Source organism: Curtobacterium sp. MCPF17_003, assembly GCF_003224385.1.
GTDB classification, from domain to species: Bacteria; Actinomycetota; Actinomycetes; order Actinomycetales; family Microbacteriaceae; genus Curtobacterium; species Curtobacterium flaccumfaciens.
Map to the genome: position 1 here is coordinate 23,999 of NZ_QKLC01000017.1, position 16,399 is coordinate 40,397.

The window sequence follows — 16,399 nt, forward strand, 5'->3', positions numbered from 1 at the left end:
GGGGTTTCCTATCGGTTCCGCTGCTGGTGCTGATCGGCCCCGGTCCGCAGCGGGCCGTTGTCCGCGTAGGCCAGGTCGGGGTTCGAGCGGTACAGCCGGGCCGGACGGTGCCGGCCCCCGCTCGTGGTCTCGTCGGTCGGCAGGACCGCGTCGGTCTTCTCGACCTGCCGACGGAAGTTCGCGGGGTCGAGTGCTCGGCCGAGCACCGCCTCGTACACGCCCCGGAGTTCGGCGAGGGTGAAGCGGTCGCCGAGGAACGCCTGCGCGATCCGCGAGTACGACATCTTGTTGCGCAGCCGCCACAGGGCGTACTCCACGATGCGGTCGTGGTCGAAGGCGAGCGGCGGGTGCTCGTCGGCCAGGAACCACCGGACGTTCCAGTCGTCGGGCACGACGTTCGCCTCGTCCGGGTGCACCAGTGCCCAGTAGACGATCGACACGACCCGGCTCGGGGAGCGTCCGACGTCGCCGAACGCGTAGAGCTGCTCGAGGTACCGCGGCTGCACGTTGGTCGTCTCGCGGAGTCGGGCGGCCGCCGAGTCCTCCAACCCCTCGTCGTCGCCGACCCAGCCGCCGGGGAGCGCCCAGGAACCCTCGAACGGTTCGGCGACGCGACGGACGAGCGGCATCCACAGCGCCGGGGCCCCGGTGTCGGGGTGCGGGCGCAGCGCGACGATCACGGTGGAGACCGCGACGCGGATGCCTGCTTCGTCCATGGTGGAGATAGTGTCAATCTGACTCGAAGTGTTCGGGTTGAGATGACACTATCACTGTCGACACGGCGCGCTCGTCACGAGCCGGAAACAGATCGTCACGGGGCCGAAAACTCCCGACGGCCAGCCGCGGTTAGCGTGGAGGACATGACGACGGTGACGAGGGTGCATGCCGTGGTGTCGGGGACGGTCCAGGGGGTCGGCTTCCGGTACTGGACCGCTCGGAAGGCCGACGGGCTCGACCTCGTCGGCTACGCGAGGAACCTCTGGGACGGCACCGTCGAGGTCGAGGCCGAGGGACCGTCGGTCGCGGTCGACTCCCTGGTGGAGTGCCTGCGGACCGGACCACCGTCGGCGACCGTGACCGACGTCACCCTGCGCTCGGTCGTCCCGCACGGGGACGCCGACGGGTTCGCGATCCTGCACTGAGCGGACGTGAGTGGGAGCGGTGCCGGCGTCCGGCGCGCTCGGCACCGATCGTTCACCTGCGGATGTCGGAACGAAGCGGAATAATCGCATCCACTCAGGGAGTTGGCCTGTCTGCGCGTCCTGCGCCACACCCGTTCCACCCGTCGTGACCCACCAGGAGCACCCGCATGACCCAGGCCGTCGATTCCGCCCCCCGCACGGGAAGCGTCTCGCAGCCGTCCGCTGCCGAGACCCGACTCGTGATCGGGCTGCTGCTCGTCTCCGCGTTCGTCGTCATCCTGAACGAGACGATCATGGGCGTGGCGTTGCCCCGGCTCATGGACGACCTGGACATCAGCGCCGCGACCGGCCAGTGGCTGACCACCGGCTTCCTGCTCACCATGGCGGTCGTCATCCCGATCACCGGGTTCCTGCTGCAGCGCTTCAACACCCGCCCCGTCTTCGTCTGGGCGATGGGCCTGTTCTCGGTCGGCACGCTGATCGCCCTGCTCGCGCCGGGCTTCACCGTCCTGCTCGTCGGCCGCATCGTGCAGGCCAGCGGCACGGCGATCATGATGCCGCTGCTGATGACGACGGTCCTGACCCTCGTCGACCCCGCGCACCGTGGCCGCATCATGGGCAACATCTCGATCGTCATCTCGGTCGCTCCGGCCATCGGCCCGACGATCTCCGGCCTGATCCTCAACGCGTTCTCGTGGCGCTGGCTGTTCGGCTTCGTGCTGCCCATCGCGATCGCGGCGCTGGTCCTCGGCATGGTCAAGGTGCAGAACGTCTCGACGCCGCGCAAGGCGCCGATCGACGTCGTCTCGGTCGTGCTCTCCGCCTTCGCGTTCGGTGGCATCGTCTACGGGCTGTCCAGCATCGGTGAAGCCGGCGCGACCGGACCGCTCGTCCCGGTGACCGCCCTGGTCGTCGGTGCCGTCGCCCTCGCGGTGTTCATCGTCCGGCAGACGCGCCTGCAGCGCACCGACAGCGCCCTGCTCGACCTCCGCACCTTCCGCACCCGTGGCTTCACGGTGCCGATCGTCGCGATGGGCCTGAGCTTCATGGCGATGTTCGGCACGCTCATCCTGCTGCCGATCTACCTGGAGCGCGTCCTCGGACTCGAGGTCCTGCAGGTCGGCCTGCTGCTGCTCCCCGGTGGTCTGCTGATGGGCCTGCTCTCCCCCATCGTGGGTCGCATCTACGACCGCCGCGGCCCGCGCGTGCTGCTCATCCCCGGATCGATCATCGTCAGCGCCGTGCTCTGGGCGCTCTCCACCGTCGGCGTCGACACCAGCGTGTGGTTCGTCCTCGGTGCGCACGTGGTGCTGAGCATCGGTCTGGCCCTGACCTTCACGCCGCTGTTCACCGCGGCGCTCGGCGGGCTGCCCCCGAAGCTGTACTCGCACGGCAGCGCGGTGCTCGGCACGGCGCAGCAGCTCGCCGGTGCGGCGGGCACCGCCCTGTTCGTCACGCTGCTGACGATCGGTGCGGCCACCGCCGTCGAGGGTTCCGGTGCCCGTGGGGTCCAGGTGGCCACCGCCTCGGGCGTCAGCACCGCCTTCATGGTCGGCGCGATCATCTCCCTGTTCGGCATCCTGGCGTCGGTGTTCGTCCGCCGGCCCGAGGTGCCCGAAGGCGCGCCGACGCCCCCGCCCGTGCACTGACCCCGTCGCGGGCCCGCATGGCAGTGTGGGCGGCATGCGGTCGACGACGAGCGAACTCAACTGGTCCGGCACGGTCACGTACACGGCCGAACGGGTCGTCCGTCCGTCGTCGATCGACGAGGCAGCTCAGGTCGTGGCGGAGGCCGAACGGGTGCACGGGCTGGGCACCCGCCACTCGTTCAACGACGTCGCCGACACCGCGGGCATCCTGCTCGACCTGACCGGGATCCCCACGGACCTGGTCGTCGACGCCGAGCACCGCACCGTGACGCTCGGGGCCGGCACCCGGTACGGCGACGTCGCGGCCGACATCGACCGTGCCGGGTTCGCCCTGCACAACACGGGGTCCCTGCCGCACATCTCGGTCGGGGGTGCGGTCGCGACCGGGACCCACGGCTCCGGCACGACACTGGGCTCGCTCGCCACCGCGGTGCGCGCGCTCGAGGTGCTCGGTCCGGACGGCACCGCCCGGACGATCGACCGGACGGACCCCGCGTTCGACGGCGGCGTGCTGCACCTCGGATTGCTCGGCATCGTGACCCGGGTGACCCTCGAGGTCGAACCGGCCTACCGGATGCGTCAGGACGTCTACGGCGCGATCCCCTGGGACACCTTCACGGCGAACGTCGCCGAGGTGCACGCCGCCGCGTACTCCGTGTGCGCCTACACGGTGTTCGGCGACGCGATCACCGAGGTCCTGGTGAAGTCGCGCGTGCCCGACGGCGCCGACGACGTCCCGGTACCGGACGCGCTGGCCGGCGCAGCCCGGCTGCCCGGCACCCCCGGCGACGACCACCGGACCGCCCGCGACGGCTCGGTCGGACCCTGGTGGGACCGGCTGCCGCACTTCCCGATCGGGTCCGTCCCGAGCCACGGGTCCGAGGTGCAGAGCGAGCACTTCGTCCCGCTCCGGCACGCAGCGGCCGCCCTCGACGCGCTCCGGGGGCTCGCCGACCGGATCCAGCCGCACCTGCACGTCTGCGAACTCCGGACGATGGCAGCGGATCACCTGTGGCTCAGCCCGACCCAGGGCGAGGACGTGCTCTGCATCGCGTTCACCTGGAAGAAGCACCCGGCCGAGGTCGCCGCGCTCCTGCCCGACCTGGAGTCCCGGCTCGCGGTCTTCGACGGCCGACCGCACTGGGGCAAGATGAGTTCGCTCGACCACGCGGCGATCGCCGGGCTGTACCCGCGACTGGCGGACTTCCGCGAGCTCGTCGCCCGGGCCGACCCGGAGCGGACGTTCGCATCCGCGTTCGGCGAGCGGGTGCTCGGGACCTGACCCGGGCCTCCAGGCCGTGCCCAGCGTTCCGTTGCTCGCCGCTCGCCGCACCGCTCGCCGCGCCGCTCGCCGCACCCGGAACCAGGTTCTGGACACCGAACCACGGGATCGCACGGTGCTGTGTCCGGAACCTGGTTCCGGGATGCGGGAACGCGCCCGACCCGCCAGCGGTCAGATCGACGTGAACGCGAGCGGCGTGATCGTCCGCGTCTCGCCGTCCCAGTGCCGGACGCCGCCGACGTCGAGCGCCTCGGGCAACGGCACGGCGCGCAGCGCAGCAACGGCGCGCGGCAGGTCCTCGTCACGCACCCGGCGGGCCAGCGTGACGTGCGGTGACCAGTGTCCGGGCAACGAGGTCTCGACGCCGCCGGGGGCGACCGCGTGCACCTCGCCGTGGAAGGTCGTGAGCGCTGCGTCGACGACCACCGCTCGCACGAGCACCGACCGACCGGCACCCGCGGGGAAGAGCAGGAGCCCACCGAGCCGGATCGACGTCGGGGCCGGCGTTCGCAACCCCGCGGGCACGGGCAGCGAGTCCCCGGCGGCCAGGGTGACGTGCGGGGCGTTCGACGGCGACGGGTGCCGACCGAGGCTCGGCAGGTCGGCATCGATGAGGGCCTGCCAGGCGGACCGCACGGCGGCGTCCGACTCCGGGCCGAGGACGAGTTCGATGCTGCGCACGATCCGAGTCAACCAACCCGGACCGCGAGGCGTCCTGCGCCGCGTCCGTAACGCGTCCCACGACGCGCTCTGTAACGCGTCCCGTGACGCCCTCCGTAACGCGTCCCGCGACGCGCTCCGTGACGGCGATGTAACACAGCGGAACGGAACTCGCCCCGGGGGTGGACCGCACGTCACACTCGTCTCCACGCCGCGGACCACCGCGGCTCCCCCACACGCACGGCCCACGAGGAGCACCAGCATGTCCGCAGCCCCCGCACTGCCCGAGAAGCCGAAGGGCAAGCGTCCGATCGGCTGGATCGTCGCCGCCGCGATCGTCGTCGTCGCGATCGTCGTCGCCGTCATCGTCGGAGCCGTCCGCTCCGGGAGCAACGACGCCGGTGCCGCCGGCGACGCCGCCCCGAAGACCGTCACCATCGGTGTCGCGGACAAGTCGCTCGGCTACTGGAGCACCTACACGAAGCTCGCGAAGGAGAAGCTCAACGTCACCGTCAAGCTGACGAACTTCTCCGACTACTCGCTGCCGAACCCCGCGCTCAAGGACGGCCAGCTCGACATCAACCAGTTCCAGCACATCCAGTACCTGGCGGACTACAACGTCACCTCGAACGACGACCTGCAGCCGATCGGCTCCACCGCCGTCTACCCGCTGCCGCTCTACGCGACGAAGTACGACAAGCCTTCCGAGCTGCCCGCGAACGCGAAGGTCGCGATCCCGAACGACTCGATCAACCAGGCCCGTGCGCTCCTGATCCTGCAGGCCGCGGACCTGATCACGCTGAAGGACGGCGGCTCGGCGTTCTCCACCGCCGACGACATCGAGACGAAGAAGGTCGACGTCCAGCCCCTCGACGCCTCGCAGACCGCGAACGCGCTGCAGCAGGGCTCGGTCGCCGCCGCGGTCGTGAACAACAACTTCGCCACCGCCGCCGGCCTGCCGATCTCGGACGCGATCTACCAGGACGACCCCTCGAGCGCGAGTGCCGCCCCGTACGTGAACGTGTTCGCCGTCCGCGACGAGGACAAGGGGAACAAGACCTACCTCGAGCTGGCGGAGCTGTTCCAGGACGACGCCGTGCAGCAGGCCTTCGAGAAGGACCTGCCCGAGGCCGTCGCCCGCGACGAGAGCGCCTCGAAGCTGCAGGACGAGCTCGCCCAGGTCGAGCAGGACGCGAAGGCGGCCAAGCAGTAGTGCCGGTCCTCGTCGAACTCCGCGGCGTCTCGAAGCACTACCGCCGCGCCGACACCGGCGAGACCGTGGTGGCCGTCGAGGACGTCTCCCTCGACGTGCACCTGGGAGAGGTCCTCGGCGTCATCGGGTACTCCGGTGCCGGCAAGTCCACCCTGGTCCGCCTGGTCAACGCGCTGGAACTGCCGAGTTCCGGCACGGTGACCGTCGCGGGCCGCGAGCTGACGGCGATCCCCGAGCGGGACCGCCGTACGGCGCGTCGCAACATCGGGATGATCTTCCAGCAGTTCAACCTGTTCCGGTCCCGCACGATCGCCGGCAACGTCGCGTACCCGCTCAAGGTCGCCGGTGTGCCGAAGGCCGAGCGGGACCGCCGCGTCGCCGAGCTGCTCGACTTCGTCGGCCTGCTCGAGCGCGCCCATGCCTACCCGGAGCAGCTCTCCGGCGGGCAGAAGCAGCGCGTCGGCATCGCCCGCGCCCTCGCCGCGTCGCCGGACCTGCTGCTCGCCGACGAGGCGACCAGCGCCCTCGACCCGGAGACCACGTCCGAGGTGCTCGCGCTGCTCCGGCGGGTCAACCGGGAGCTCGGTGTCACCATCATCGTGATCACCCACGAGATGGATGCCGTCCGGCAGATCGCCGACCGGGTCGCCGTGATGGAGCAGGGCCGGGTCGTCGAGGTCGGGGACGTCTACGACGTGTTCTCGACCCCGAAGACCGGCGCCGCGCAGCGCTTCGTCCGCACCGCGCTGCACGACCGGCCCTCCCCCGAGACGCTCCGGCGCCTGCGGGACCGTCACCCCGGTCGGCTCGTCACGGTGCAGATCACCGACGAGGCCGGGCTGCAGAACCGCATCGACGCCGCGTTCCGCGCCGCCGGGGTCACCGCCGAGCTCGTCTACGGCGGGGTCGGGGAGATCCGGGAGCGTCGGATCGGGTCGCTCACCTACGAGCTGAGCGACGCCAGCGGCGGGCCAGGCGGGCCAGGCGGCCCCGGCGGATCGCGTGCGTCCGGTGCAACCGGTGCGCCCGGCGCCATCGACGCCGCGATCGCCGCACTCCGCGCCGACGGCGTCACGACCGACGAGGAGGCCGCCGCGTGAACAACAACTCGTTCCAGAGCGTGATCGACACGTTCGACGTCTTCCTGGCCGCCATCCGCGACACCATCGTGATGTCGCTCGTCTCGCTGGTCATCGCCGGGGTCATCGGCCTCGCGCTCGGCCTGCTGCTGTACGCGACCCGGCCGGGCAACGTGCTCGGCAACCGCACCGCGTACACGGTGCTCAACGTGTTCGTGAACCTGATCCGCCCGATCCCGTTCGTGATCTTCCTCGCCGCGATCGCGCCGCTGTCGCGGGTCGTCGTGCAGACCACGATCGGTGTCCCCGCGGTGACCTTCGCGATCTCGTTGGCCGCGGCCTTCGCGGTGTCCCGGATCGTCGAGCAGAACCTGCTGTCGGTCGACCCGGGTGTCGTCGAGGCTGCTCGGGCCTCGGGTGCGCACCCCGTGTCGATCCTGCTGACGGTGCTCATCCCCGAGGGTCTCGGCCCCCTGATCCTCGGTTACACGTTCATCTACATCGGCATCGTCGACATGACGGCGCAGGGCGCGCTGATCGGTGGCGGCGGACTCGGTGAGTACGCGATCACCTACGGCTCGCAGCGCTACGACTGGTGGGTGGTCTACGTCTCGGTGGCGGCGATCGTCGTCATCGTGCAGCTCGGCCAGTTCATCGGCAACCGCTTGGCGCGGGTGACGCTGCGTCGCTGACGCGGGCTCGCGGGGCGGTCGGGACGGTGCGGGGCGGTCGGGACGGTCGGGACGGTGCGGGGCGGTCACGACTCCCCGCTCACGTCCGCCGAGCGGTCGCGAAGTGTCGCCCGGCGGGGCTGCAGGCGACAGTTCTTGACCACTCGGCAACGCCACCGCCTGGAGGCCCGGTGCCGGTCCACGAGACCGGCACCGGGCCTCCAGTGCGTCGCCGGCGTGACGGGCGCGCCCAGCGTCGACCGCCGAGCGGTCACGACTCCCCGCTCACCTCCGCCGAAGGCGCACGAACCGTTGCCCGACGCCCCCACAACCGACAGTTCCCGACCACTCGGCGCCAAACCCGCGGCACGCCGAGCGACCTCGCCACACGCCCGACGACGCACCCACCGCCGACTGCCGAGCGGTCACGACTCCCCGCTCACCTCCGCCGAAGGCGCACGAACCGTCGCCCGACGCCCCCACAACCGACAGTTCCCGACCACTCGGCACCACGCCCGCGGCACGTCGAGCGACCTCGCCACACGCCGGGGACGCACCCGTCGCCGAGTGCCGAGCGGTCACGCCCGACGACGCACCCGGCGCCGACTGCCGAGCGGCCACGACTCCCCGCTCACCTCCGCCGAAGGCGCACGAACCGTCGCCCGCCGCCCCCGCAACCGACAGTTCCCGACCACTCGGCACCACGCCCGCGGCACGCCGCGCGGCGGCGCCACGCCCGCCGCACGCCGCGCGACGGCGCCGCCCGACGGCAGCACCGGGTCAGGCGGCGGGAGCCTCGACGGTGGTGACGGCGCCGGTCTCGCCGGGGTGCTCGTAGTGCGCACGCACCAGGATCGGGCGGTGGTCGGAGATGCCGGCCGGCAGGGTCTCGACGCCCGCGATGTGCAGGCCGACGCTCGTCGCGAAGTCGAAGTGGCCCGTGAACTTGCGGTAGCGCAGGTACGTCGGCTGGTCGGACAGCGACAGGGCGAAGCCGTGCTGCTCGATCTTGCGCCGCAGGTTCGTCTGGAACCACGGGTAGTTGAAGTCACCGACCATGACCGCGGGGACGTCCTTCGCCAGTTCGCGCAGGAACTGGTGCGCCGCTTCGATCTGCTTGCGGCGCAGGGAGTTCGTCGCGGTCAGCGGTGAGGCGTGGAACGAGGCGACGACGACCTCGGCGTCAGCCTCGGTGTCACGCAGGTGCATCGCGATGAGCCGCTCGTGCGCGGGTGCGAGGACCCGGTCGTGCAGCGACTTCTGCAGCGAGTGGATGCTGAAGTCCTGCACCTCGAAGCGGTCGTCGCGCTTGTAGATCGCGAGCCCGAGTCGGTTGGTACGGGTCGACGCGGCGAGCGAGAGGCCGCCGATCGACGGTGCGAGGTCGTTGCTGTCACACTCCTGCACGCACAGGACGTCGGCTTCGGAGGCCTCGGCCAGTGCAGCGAGCTCGCCGTTCGCGGTGTGCTCGCGGAGGTTGTAACTGACGACACGGAGCTGCGTGGGCTGCACGGTCTGCTCTGGTGCGATCGTGCTCTGCTGCTCTGGCGCGGCCATGCTGCCTTCCTGTCCGGGTGTTCCGGTCACCCTGCCGCGGTCACCGTACTCGGGTACCGCGGACGGTTGCTGAGACTGTAACGCCTGCCGGGTTTCGTCCGTGTGACCGTGACGGAAACGGACAGCGGCGGGATCAGGCGCGGACACGGCGGACCGGGCGGACGGTGTCGCCCGCTGTGCGACTCATCAGGATGCCCTCGACGCAGGCGACCACGAGCAGGGCGGCGATGACCCAGAACGCGGCCGCGTACGGTCCGTCGCCGCCCAGGCCGGAAGCCGCGCGGATGACCACGGCGGCGACGGCGACACCGAAGCCCGCGGCGGTCTGCTGCAGCGTCGAGGACAGCGTGTTCGCGGGGGTCATGTCGGCCTGCTCGACGTCGGCGAAGGCGATGGTGTTGTACGCCGTGAAGCCCACGGAGCGGGCGGCACCGCTGACGACGAGCAGCACGGCGAGCAGCCAGAACGGGGTGTCCTCGGTCATGAACGCCATCGCGACCACGGTCAGCGCGGCGACGGCCGACGACACGATGATCACCGGGCGGTAGCCGAACCAACGGAGGAACGGGGTCGTCATCGGCTTGATGCCGAGGTTGCCGACGAACACCCAGAGCACCGCGGACCCGGCGAGCACGGCGCTCCAGCCCCAGGCGTCCTGGAACAGCAGCGGGAGCACGAACGGCACCGCGGACACCGCCAGGCGGAACAGGCTGCCGCCGGCGTGCGACACCCGGAAGGTCTCGAGTCGAAACGCGTCGAGTCCCATGATCGGGTGCGGGGCGCGGCGGAAGTGCCGGATCGCGAGCCAGCAGCACACGGCGCCGAGGACCCCGGAGACGACGACCGCGGTGACCGGCACGGCGTCGAGCGCGAGCAGCGAGGCCATCACCACGAGCGAGCCGAGCCCGACGCAGGCGAGCAGCGACCCGAACCAGTCGAACGGCACGCGCTGCGCCGCACGCTCCTGCGGCACGAGCACCAGGGCGGCGACGAAGGCGATGACGCCGAGCGGGATGTTGATGAGGAAGATCCAGTGCCACGTCAGCGTCTCGACGAGGACCCCGCCGATGAACGGCGCGATGATCGGTGCGGCGAGGGCCGGCCAGGTCAGGATGGCGATGGCGGTGACGAGTTGTTCGCGCCCCGCGCTCCGGAGCACGACGAGCCGGCCGACGGGCACCATGAGCGCTCCGCCGAGACCCTGCAGGATGCGCCACAGCGTCAGCTCGACCAGCCCGGTGGACAGCGCGCACAGGGCCGACGCGATCGTGAACAGCGCGATGGCCCCGGCGAAGACCGTCCGCGAGCCGATCCGGTCGGTGAGCCAGCCGGACACCGGGATGAACACCGCGAGGGTCACGAGGTAGGCGGTGATCGCGACGCCCACCGCGGCGGAGTCGACCCCGAGGTCACGCCCCATCGCCGGGGCGGCGGTCGCCAGGATGGTGCCGTCCAGGAGCTCCATGAAGAAGGTCCCGGCCACCAGCACGGCGACCGCCGTGCTGCCCGTCCGTCGTCTGGGTGTCGTCGCCGTCGTCGTCATCGCCCACCGAGACTATGCCCGCGGACGTCCGCGCCGTCACGGACGGGCCGCCCACCGGACGCGGCACCGTGCGCGGCACCGCCCACCCGCCGGACGCCGCACCGGCCACCCGCCGGACGCGAGGCGGCACGCACGACGCGGGACGGGCCTCCGGGCGGGGTTCCGTGTGATCCTCAGGCTCGGGCCAACTACCCTGGCCGGGTGCCGACCAGACCACCCGAACGCCGAGGAACTCGCGCGTGAGCCGCACCGACAGCGCCGGTGTGGTCGCCGCGGGCACGGCCGGCGGTCGACGCCGCGTCCTGGACACCGTGGCCTCCCTGCCGGCGTGGGCGGCGGTCCTGCTCGTCTGGACGGGCGGCCGGGTCCTGTCGACCCTGTGGCTCGCGCTCGCGTACCCGCTCATCGGTCGTGCGCTTCCGGGCAACGCGATCTGGGGCAACGAGCACGGGTTCGGCGCCTTCCTGGTGGCCTGGGACGGGCAGTACTACGAGCAGATCTCGCTGCACGGGTACCCCGACGCGCTGCCGCTCGACGCCACCGGCAACGTCGCGCAGAACGCCTGGGCCTTCCTGCCGGCGTTCCCCTTCACGATCCGGGCGCTGACCGCCTCGACCGGGGTGCCGTTCGAACTCGGCGCCCCGCTCGTCGCGGTCGTTGCCGGGCTGCTCGCCACCTACCTGCTGCACCGCCTGGTGCGGGACCGCGCCGGGCACGCCGCGGCGATGTGGGCGGTCTTCTTCTTCAGCTGCGGTCCGCTCTCGTTCCTGCTGCAGGTCGGGTACGCGGAGAGCATGTTCCTCGCGCTGTCGTTCGGGGCGCTGCTCGCCCTGGAACGTCGGCGCTACGGGCTCCTGACGGCACTCGGCGTCGCTGCGGCCTTCACCCGCCCCGGCGCCCTGGCGATCCCGCTCGTGCTCGGCGTCGTCGCGCTCGTGCGGTGGGTGCGTGCACGGCGCGAGACCGGCCGGGTGTTCGAGGGCTTCCCGCTCCGCGAGCAGGTCCGGGTCGTCGCCGCGGGGCTGACCATGGTCCTCGCCGGGCTCGCCTGGCCGGTGATCGCCTCGCACGTCACCGGGACGCCGAACGCCTACCTGGAGACCGAGATGTCCTGGTGGGTGAACTTCATCGGCCGGGTGGACTTCGTGCCGCTGACGCCGTGGTTCCTCATCGCGGGTCGCTGGCTCGGCGTGGGCGGGATCCTGATCGTGGTGTTCCTGCTCGTCACGTACCCGATCTGGCTGCTCCGCCGCTCGACGCTGCGGCTCGGGCCCACGACGGTGCTGTACTCGGCCGCGTACGCGCTGTACATCTTCGCGGTGTCGCTGCCGATGGCCTCGACCCCGCGGCTGCTCATGCCGCTCGCGCCGCTGTTCGGGTCGCCCGAGCTGGTCGCGAAGCCCTGGATGCGGTGGACCTTCGTGACGGCCGCGTTGGCCGGGCAGCCGGTGCTGGTCGCGGTGCTGTGGCTGCTCGGCCCTCCGTGACCGGCTGACGCGCAGCCCGAGCAGGCACGGGCCGCGGCACCGCGCACGACGCACGAGCACCGCGCGCCCCGTCCCGACACGGCACGACGCCGCCGTCCCGACAGGACGACGGCGTCGCGTCGCGCTTCAGAGCTCGATCGTGCCGTGGTCGCCGGTGTCCGGCTGGCTCTGCTTGCCGAGCGCCGCCTTGAACATCTGCACCAGGCTGCCGACCGGCCCGGTGTCCTGGGTCCAGTACTCGACCGAGACCCCCTCGACCGTCAGGAGCCGGATCGACGGGTCCTGGCGTCCCTTCGGGAACCAGGCCTCGGCGAACGGGGACCACAGCTCGTCGACCACCGAGTCGTCGCGGGTCACGGTGGCGGTGCCGGCGATGGACAGGTACCCGCCCTGTGACTCGATCGAGACGTTGACGTGCGGGTTCCGCGCGATGTCCTCGACCTTCTCGCTGCCGTCCTGCACCAGGAACCGCAGGGTCCCGTGGAACGTCTTGTCCTGCACCGCGAGGGGCCTGGCGTGCAGGTTCCCGTCCTCGCTCACCGTGGTGAGCAGTGCCGTGTGGGCGCCGTGGACGATGTCCGAGATGGCGGCGCGCTGGTCCGTCTGTGTGTCGGTCATGGTGCTCCTTTGCGTCATGCGCCCCGCTCCGTGCGACGTGCGACCGTCGGTGCACGGGGCTGTACCGTTCCGACCAGTGTGCCCCTCCGGCGCTGGACGCGTCAGCCCGGCGCGTCCAGGTGGTCCGGTCCTGGTCGGCCTGGAGGCCCGGCGCACCTCCGCCGCGCCGCCCCCGGCCCGGCGCGTCACGGCCAGCGGGCCGTGCATGCGTGCGCATAAAGCGACACCACGCGCGTCGATCGACAGGTGGAACGTCGTTGCATGCACACGCACCGGATGCGTGTGCATCGAGCGACCGGACACGAGTCGATCGACGCGTGGATCGTCGGAACATGCACACGCACGCACCCAGAACGGGTCCCGCGGAGGGTCAGGCGGGTTCGCGGATGGTGGTCTCGACGTCGACGACCTGCGGGATCTTCGGCATCGAGGCGAAGCCGAACGCCACGGGCGGGTCGAGCGGCGCCAGGTCCCCGAGCGGCTCCCCCGCCCAGGTCCCCCGCACGCCGGTGACGTCGTGCGCCCCGGTCACGCCGTAGTACTCGCGGCGACCGTTGCCCGCCGACCCCGCCGTGCCGGACGCCGGCGCGAGCAGCCGTGCCACGGGGTCGATCGCGGCGAGCCAGCGCGGGTCGCGGGCGATCGGCTTCGGGACGATGCGCAGGATCCGGCCGAGCGGCGAGATGCCGCCGACGTCGATCGAGGCCTGCAGTGCCCCGGCGGACAGCTCGAGGCCGCTGGCGGTGCGGCGGGCGCGGACGTCGACGACCGAGACGGTGTCGAAGCGGTAGGTGCCGGAGACGTACGCGGCGACGATCTCGTCGGGTGCGAGCAGCACGCTGGTGCCGTCGGGGAGCTCGAGGAACACGTCCGTGAACGGGCCGAACGGCGAGCGGTCCCACATCCCGACCACGATCCGGACGCCCGAGGTGGTGCCGACGCCCATGATCCGGCCGCGGAACCGGCGTTCGACGACGGAGTCGGAGGCGTGACCAGCAGCGGGACCGGAGGCGTGGTCGGGGCGTGACGACATGCCCTGGACCGTACCCGCGGCCCCCGTGAGCCGATCTCGGTGGGCCTCCCCGGGCCTCCCGGCCGTTGCGTGCGGCACCGGACGGAGTCCACACGCAAGACACCGGTGTCCATGCTCCGAACACCCGCGAAGGGTGGTGTGGAGCGCGAACACCGGTGTCTTGCGGACCCCGACCGGACCCGCGACCGTCAGGCGACGGGGACGGGCTGCGCCAGCAGCTCGCGCACGCGGGGTGCGACCTCGGTGCCGTAGAGCTCGATCGACCGCATCATGTCGGCGTGCGGCAGGCGACCCGTCGCGTACCGCATGTCGAAGCGCGAGGCGCCGAGGATCCGCATGTTGCGCGCGACCTTCCGGGCGACGGTCTCCGGCGAGCCGACGTAGAGCGACCCGCCGGCCGACAGGCTCGCGCGGTACCCGGCGACGTCGAGGGGCGGCCAGCCGCGCTCCCGGCCGAGCTGGTCGGTGACGGCCTTGTGGTACGGCCAGTAGCGCTCGGCGGCCTCTTCGTCGGTGGCGGCCACGAAGCCCGGCGAGTGCATCGCGATGGGCTGCTGCGGCAGGTCGAGCTGCGCGAGGGCCTGGCGGTACAGGCGGGAGAACGGGGCGAACTGGGCCGGCTGCCCGCCGATGATGGCGAGGAACAGCGGCAGGCCGTACGACGCGGCACGGATGACCGACTGCGGGGAGCCGCCGACGCCGATCCACGTCGGGATCGCGCCGTGCTCGAGCTTCGGGAAGACGTCCTGGTCGACCAGGCCCGCGCGCTTCGTGCCGGACCAGGTCACGGCGTCGCCGCCGCGCAGGGCTGCCCAGAGCTGGAGCTTCTCCTCGAACAGGACCTCGTAGTCGCTCAGCTCGTAGCCGAACAGCGGGAACGACTCGGTGAAGGAGCCACGACCCAGGATGACCTCGGCGCGGCCGTTCGACAGGGCGTCGACGGTGGCGAAGCGCTCGTACACGCGGACGGGGTCGTCGGAGGACAGCACCGTGACCGCGGAGCCCATCCGGATGCGCTCCGTGCTGGCGGCGATCGCGGCGAGGACGACCTCGGGGGCGCTCACGACGAAGTCGGCTCGGTGGTGCTCCCCGACGCCGATGAAGTCGACGCCGACCTGGTCGGCGAGGACGGCCTGGTCGACGACGTCGCGGATGCTCTGCGCGTCGGACTGCAGGCTGCCGTCGGCGCGTTCGGTGACGTCGCCGAAGGTGTCGAGGCCGAGCTGCAGCGGCCCGATCCGCTCGGGTGCGGGCGGCGGGACGTCCGAGGGACGATCGGTGCCGAATGCGTTGCTCATGGTGTCCTCCTGGTCGCACTTCCATGCGTTTGCATAAACATAGCACGACGTGGGTCCGCGCGCACGGGGCCCGCCGCGGGGCCCGCTCGGGGCCCGCTCGGGGTCCGCTCGGGGCCCGCTCGGGGTCGGCTCGGGGCCCGCTCGGGGTCGGGCCGGGGTCGGCTCGAGGTCGGGCCGGGGTCGGCCAGCCCGCACGAGTACGGTCGCCCGCATGCCGAACCTCCCCGACCAGACCGGACGTCGCATCGTCGTCACCGGGTCCAACAGCGGCACCGGACAGGAGGCCGCCCTGCGCCTCGCCGGAGCCGGCGCCAGCGTCGTGCTCGCCGTCCGCAGCACCGAGAAGGGCGAGACCGCCGCCGCCGGCATCCGCGCCGCCCACCCCGCAGCCGACGTGGAGGTCCGCGAACTCGACCTCGCCGACCTGGCGAACGTCCGCCGCTTCGCCAGCGGCATCGTCGACGAGGACCGTCCGATCGACGTCCTCGTGAACAACGCGGGCGTGATGGCCCCACCGGAACGCTTCGAGACCGTCGACGGCTTCGAGCTGCAGTTCGGCACGAACTTCCTCGGCCCGTTCGCCCTGACGAACCTGCTGCTGCCGTCGCTGCTCCGTGCCCGAGCACCCCTCGCCGACGGGCCCCTGGCCCAGGCACCCCGTGTCGTCACGATGTCGAGCCTCGCCGCGATCCCCGGCCGGATCCGCTTCGCCGACCTGCAGTGGGAGCGTGGCTACAACGGCTGGCGCGCCTACGCGCAGTCGAAGCTCGCCGACCTGCTCCTCGCGCTGCACCTGCACCGCCTGACCGTCGAGGCCGACGTGCCCCTGGTCAGCACCGCCGCCCACCCCGGCTACACCCGGACGAACCTGCAGGCCGCGGGACGCTCGCTCGGTCGGTCGAAGCCGGTGCGGTCGAGCAACCGCGCCCTGCCGTTCACCCAGGCCGTCGCGCAGGGCACCGAGCCGCTGCTGTACGCGGCGGTCGGGCCGAACGCCGTGGGCGGCGCGTACTACGGCCCCTCGGGTCCGTTCGGCATGACCGGTCCGACCACCACCGTGTCGATCCCCGGGTCCGCGCGGAGCGCCGACCTCGCCCGCTCACTCTGGGCCGTCGCCGAGGACCTCACCGGGACGCGTCCGCCGCTCTGAGCGCGGGCGCGGCGCGG

General features: G+C 72.0%; 15 protein-coding genes. 8 read left to right on the forward strand and 7 right to left on the reverse strand.

All coding sequences use genetic code 11. The features are described from left to right. Nucleotides 1–8 precede the first annotated feature (8 nt). Nucleotides 9–716 (reverse strand): NUDIX domain-containing protein, encoded by a 708-nt coding sequence (locus DEJ30_RS14875; RefSeq protein WP_110862481.1) that lies wholly within the window; start codon nucleotides 714–716, stop codon nucleotides 9–11. A gap of 144 nt (nucleotides 717–860) precedes the next feature. Between DEJ30_RS14875 and DEJ30_RS14880 the strand changes: the two genes are divergently transcribed. The 3 genes from DEJ30_RS14880 (at nucleotide 861) to DEJ30_RS14890 (ending at nucleotide 4,073) form a co-directional block, all read left to right on the forward strand. Then, a complete protein-coding gene (locus DEJ30_RS14880; protein ID WP_035808828.1) occupies nucleotides 861–1,142 on the forward strand; it encodes an acylphosphatase in 282 nt (93 codons plus the stop codon). 167 nt (nucleotides 1,143–1,309) lie between these two features. Further along, complete coding sequence (locus DEJ30_RS14885; RefSeq protein ID WP_110862482.1) at nucleotides 1,310–2,791, forward strand: MDR family MFS transporter; 1,482 nt, start codon at nucleotides 1,310–1,312, stop codon at nucleotides 2,789–2,791. A 34-nt stretch (nucleotides 2,792–2,825) separates the two neighbouring features. Next, nucleotides 2,826–4,073, forward strand: a complete 1,248-nt coding sequence (locus DEJ30_RS14890; RefSeq protein ID WP_110862483.1) for an FAD-binding protein — start codon at nucleotides 2,826–2,828, stop codon at nucleotides 4,071–4,073. A 171-nt stretch (nucleotides 4,074–4,244) separates the two neighbouring features. Here DEJ30_RS14890 and DEJ30_RS18295 read toward each other — a convergent pair whose 3' ends face one another. Then, nucleotides 4,245–4,754 carry a 2'-5' RNA ligase family protein gene (locus DEJ30_RS18295; RefSeq protein WP_181420161.1) on the reverse strand — a complete coding sequence of 170 codons (510 nt, stop codon included), beginning with the start codon at nucleotides 4,752–4,754 and terminating at the stop codon, nucleotides 4,245–4,247. Nucleotides 4,755–4,995: 241 nt separating this feature from the next. Here DEJ30_RS18295 and DEJ30_RS14900 point away from each other — a divergent pair, with 241 nt between their 5' ends. The 3 genes from DEJ30_RS14900 to DEJ30_RS14910 are packed head-to-tail and all read left to right on the forward strand — an operon-like array spanning nucleotide 4,996 to nucleotide 7,717. After that, nucleotides 4,996–5,946, forward strand: coding sequence for a MetQ/NlpA family ABC transporter substrate-binding protein (locus DEJ30_RS14900; RefSeq protein WP_110862484.1), 951 nt, complete (start codon nucleotides 4,996–4,998; stop codon nucleotides 5,944–5,946). After that, the gene (locus DEJ30_RS14905) at nucleotides 5,946–7,046 is read left to right on the forward strand and encodes a methionine ABC transporter ATP-binding protein (protein WP_110862485.1); all 1,101 of its coding nucleotides are present in this window, start codon (nucleotides 5,946–5,948) and stop codon (nucleotides 7,044–7,046) included. Before DEJ30_RS14900 ends, DEJ30_RS14905 begins: the two co-directional genes overlap by 1 nt. Continuing rightward, nucleotides 7,043–7,717 (forward strand): methionine ABC transporter permease, encoded by a 675-nt coding sequence (locus tag DEJ30_RS14910; RefSeq protein WP_220032964.1) that lies wholly within the window; start codon nucleotides 7,043–7,045, stop codon nucleotides 7,715–7,717. Before DEJ30_RS14905 ends, DEJ30_RS14910 begins: the two co-directional genes overlap by 4 nt. A 759-nt stretch (nucleotides 7,718–8,476) precedes the next feature. Here the strand turns inward: DEJ30_RS14910 and DEJ30_RS14915 are convergent. Continuing rightward, the gene (locus DEJ30_RS14915) at nucleotides 8,477–9,253 is read right to left on the reverse strand and encodes an endonuclease/exonuclease/phosphatase family protein (protein WP_110862486.1); all 777 of its coding nucleotides are present in this window, start codon (nucleotides 9,251–9,253) and stop codon (nucleotides 8,477–8,479) included. Between the two features lie 133 nt (nucleotides 9,254–9,386). Then, nucleotides 9,387–10,796: an MFS transporter gene (locus DEJ30_RS14920; RefSeq protein WP_110862487.1), complete on the reverse strand. Its 1,410-nt coding sequence runs from the start codon at nucleotides 10,794–10,796 to the stop codon at nucleotides 9,387–9,389. Between the two features lie 239 nt (nucleotides 10,797–11,035). Here DEJ30_RS14920 and DEJ30_RS14925 point away from each other — a divergent pair, with 239 nt between their 5' ends. Next, on the forward strand, nucleotides 11,036–12,283 hold the full coding sequence (locus DEJ30_RS14925) for a hypothetical protein (protein WP_110862488.1): 1,248 nt from the start codon (nucleotides 11,036–11,038) through the stop codon (nucleotides 12,281–12,283). A gap of 126 nt (nucleotides 12,284–12,409) precedes the next feature. Here the strand turns inward: DEJ30_RS14925 and DEJ30_RS18300 are convergent, their stop codons facing one another. From DEJ30_RS18300 to DEJ30_RS14940, 3 genes are all read right to left on the reverse strand, one after another. Continuing rightward, a complete protein-coding gene (locus DEJ30_RS18300; RefSeq protein ID WP_181420162.1) occupies nucleotides 12,410–12,901 on the reverse strand; it encodes a pyridoxamine 5'-phosphate oxidase family protein in 492 nt (163 codons plus the stop codon). Nucleotides 12,902–13,271: 370 nt separating this feature from the next. After that, entirely contained in the window at nucleotides 13,272–13,934 is a 663-nt protein-coding gene (locus DEJ30_RS14935) for a hypothetical protein (protein WP_110862490.1), read from the reverse strand. Between the two features lie 188 nt (nucleotides 13,935–14,122). Next, nucleotides 14,123–15,232, reverse strand: a complete 1,110-nt coding sequence (locus DEJ30_RS14940) for an LLM class flavin-dependent oxidoreductase (protein WP_258369976.1) — start codon at nucleotides 15,230–15,232, stop codon at nucleotides 14,123–14,125. Between the two features lie 211 nt (nucleotides 15,233–15,443). On the opposite strand from DEJ30_RS14940, the gene DEJ30_RS14945 reads away from it, so the two are divergent. After that, entirely contained in the window at nucleotides 15,444–16,382 is a 939-nt protein-coding gene (locus DEJ30_RS14945; protein WP_110862491.1) for an SDR family oxidoreductase, read from the forward strand. Nucleotides 16,383–16,399: the final 17 nt, after the last annotated feature.

Excerpts from the sequence above, each read along its gene's own strand:
- DEJ30_RS14890 (WP_110862483.1), top strand. The coding sequence starts at position 2,826 with ATGCGGTCGACGACGAGCGAACTCAACTGGTCCGGCACGGTCACGTAC.
- DEJ30_RS14940 (WP_258369976.1), bottom strand. The coding sequence starts at position 15,232 with ATGAGCAACGCATTCGGCACCGATCGTCCCTCGGACGTCCCGCCGCCC.
- DEJ30_RS14915 (WP_110862486.1), bottom strand. The coding sequence starts at position 9,253 with ATGGCCGCGCCAGAGCAGCAGAGCACGATCGCACCAGAGCAGACCGTG.
- DEJ30_RS14920 (WP_110862487.1), bottom strand. The coding sequence starts at position 10,796 with ATGACGACGACGGCGACGACACCCAGACGACGGACGGGCAGCACGGCG.
- DEJ30_RS14875 (WP_110862481.1), bottom strand. The coding sequence starts at position 716 with ATGGACGAAGCAGGCATCCGCGTCGCGGTCTCCACCGTGATCGTCGCG.
- DEJ30_RS14880 (WP_035808828.1), top strand. The coding sequence starts at position 861 with ATGACGACGGTGACGAGGGTGCATGCCGTGGTGTCGGGGACGGTCCAG.
- DEJ30_RS14945 (WP_110862491.1), top strand. The coding sequence starts at position 15,444 with ATGCCGAACCTCCCCGACCAGACCGGACGTCGCATCGTCGTCACCGGG.
- DEJ30_RS14885 (WP_110862482.1), top strand. The coding sequence starts at position 1,310 with ATGACCCAGGCCGTCGATTCCGCCCCCCGCACGGGAAGCGTCTCGCAG.
- DEJ30_RS14935 (WP_110862490.1), bottom strand. The coding sequence starts at position 13,934 with ATGTCGTCACGCCCCGACCACGCCTCCGGTCCCGCTGCTGGTCACGCC.
- DEJ30_RS18300 (WP_181420162.1), bottom strand. The coding sequence starts at position 12,901 with ATGACCGACACACAGACGGACCAGCGCGCCGCCATCTCGGACATCGTC.
- DEJ30_RS14900 (WP_110862484.1), top strand. The coding sequence starts at position 4,996 with ATGTCCGCAGCCCCCGCACTGCCCGAGAAGCCGAAGGGCAAGCGTCCG.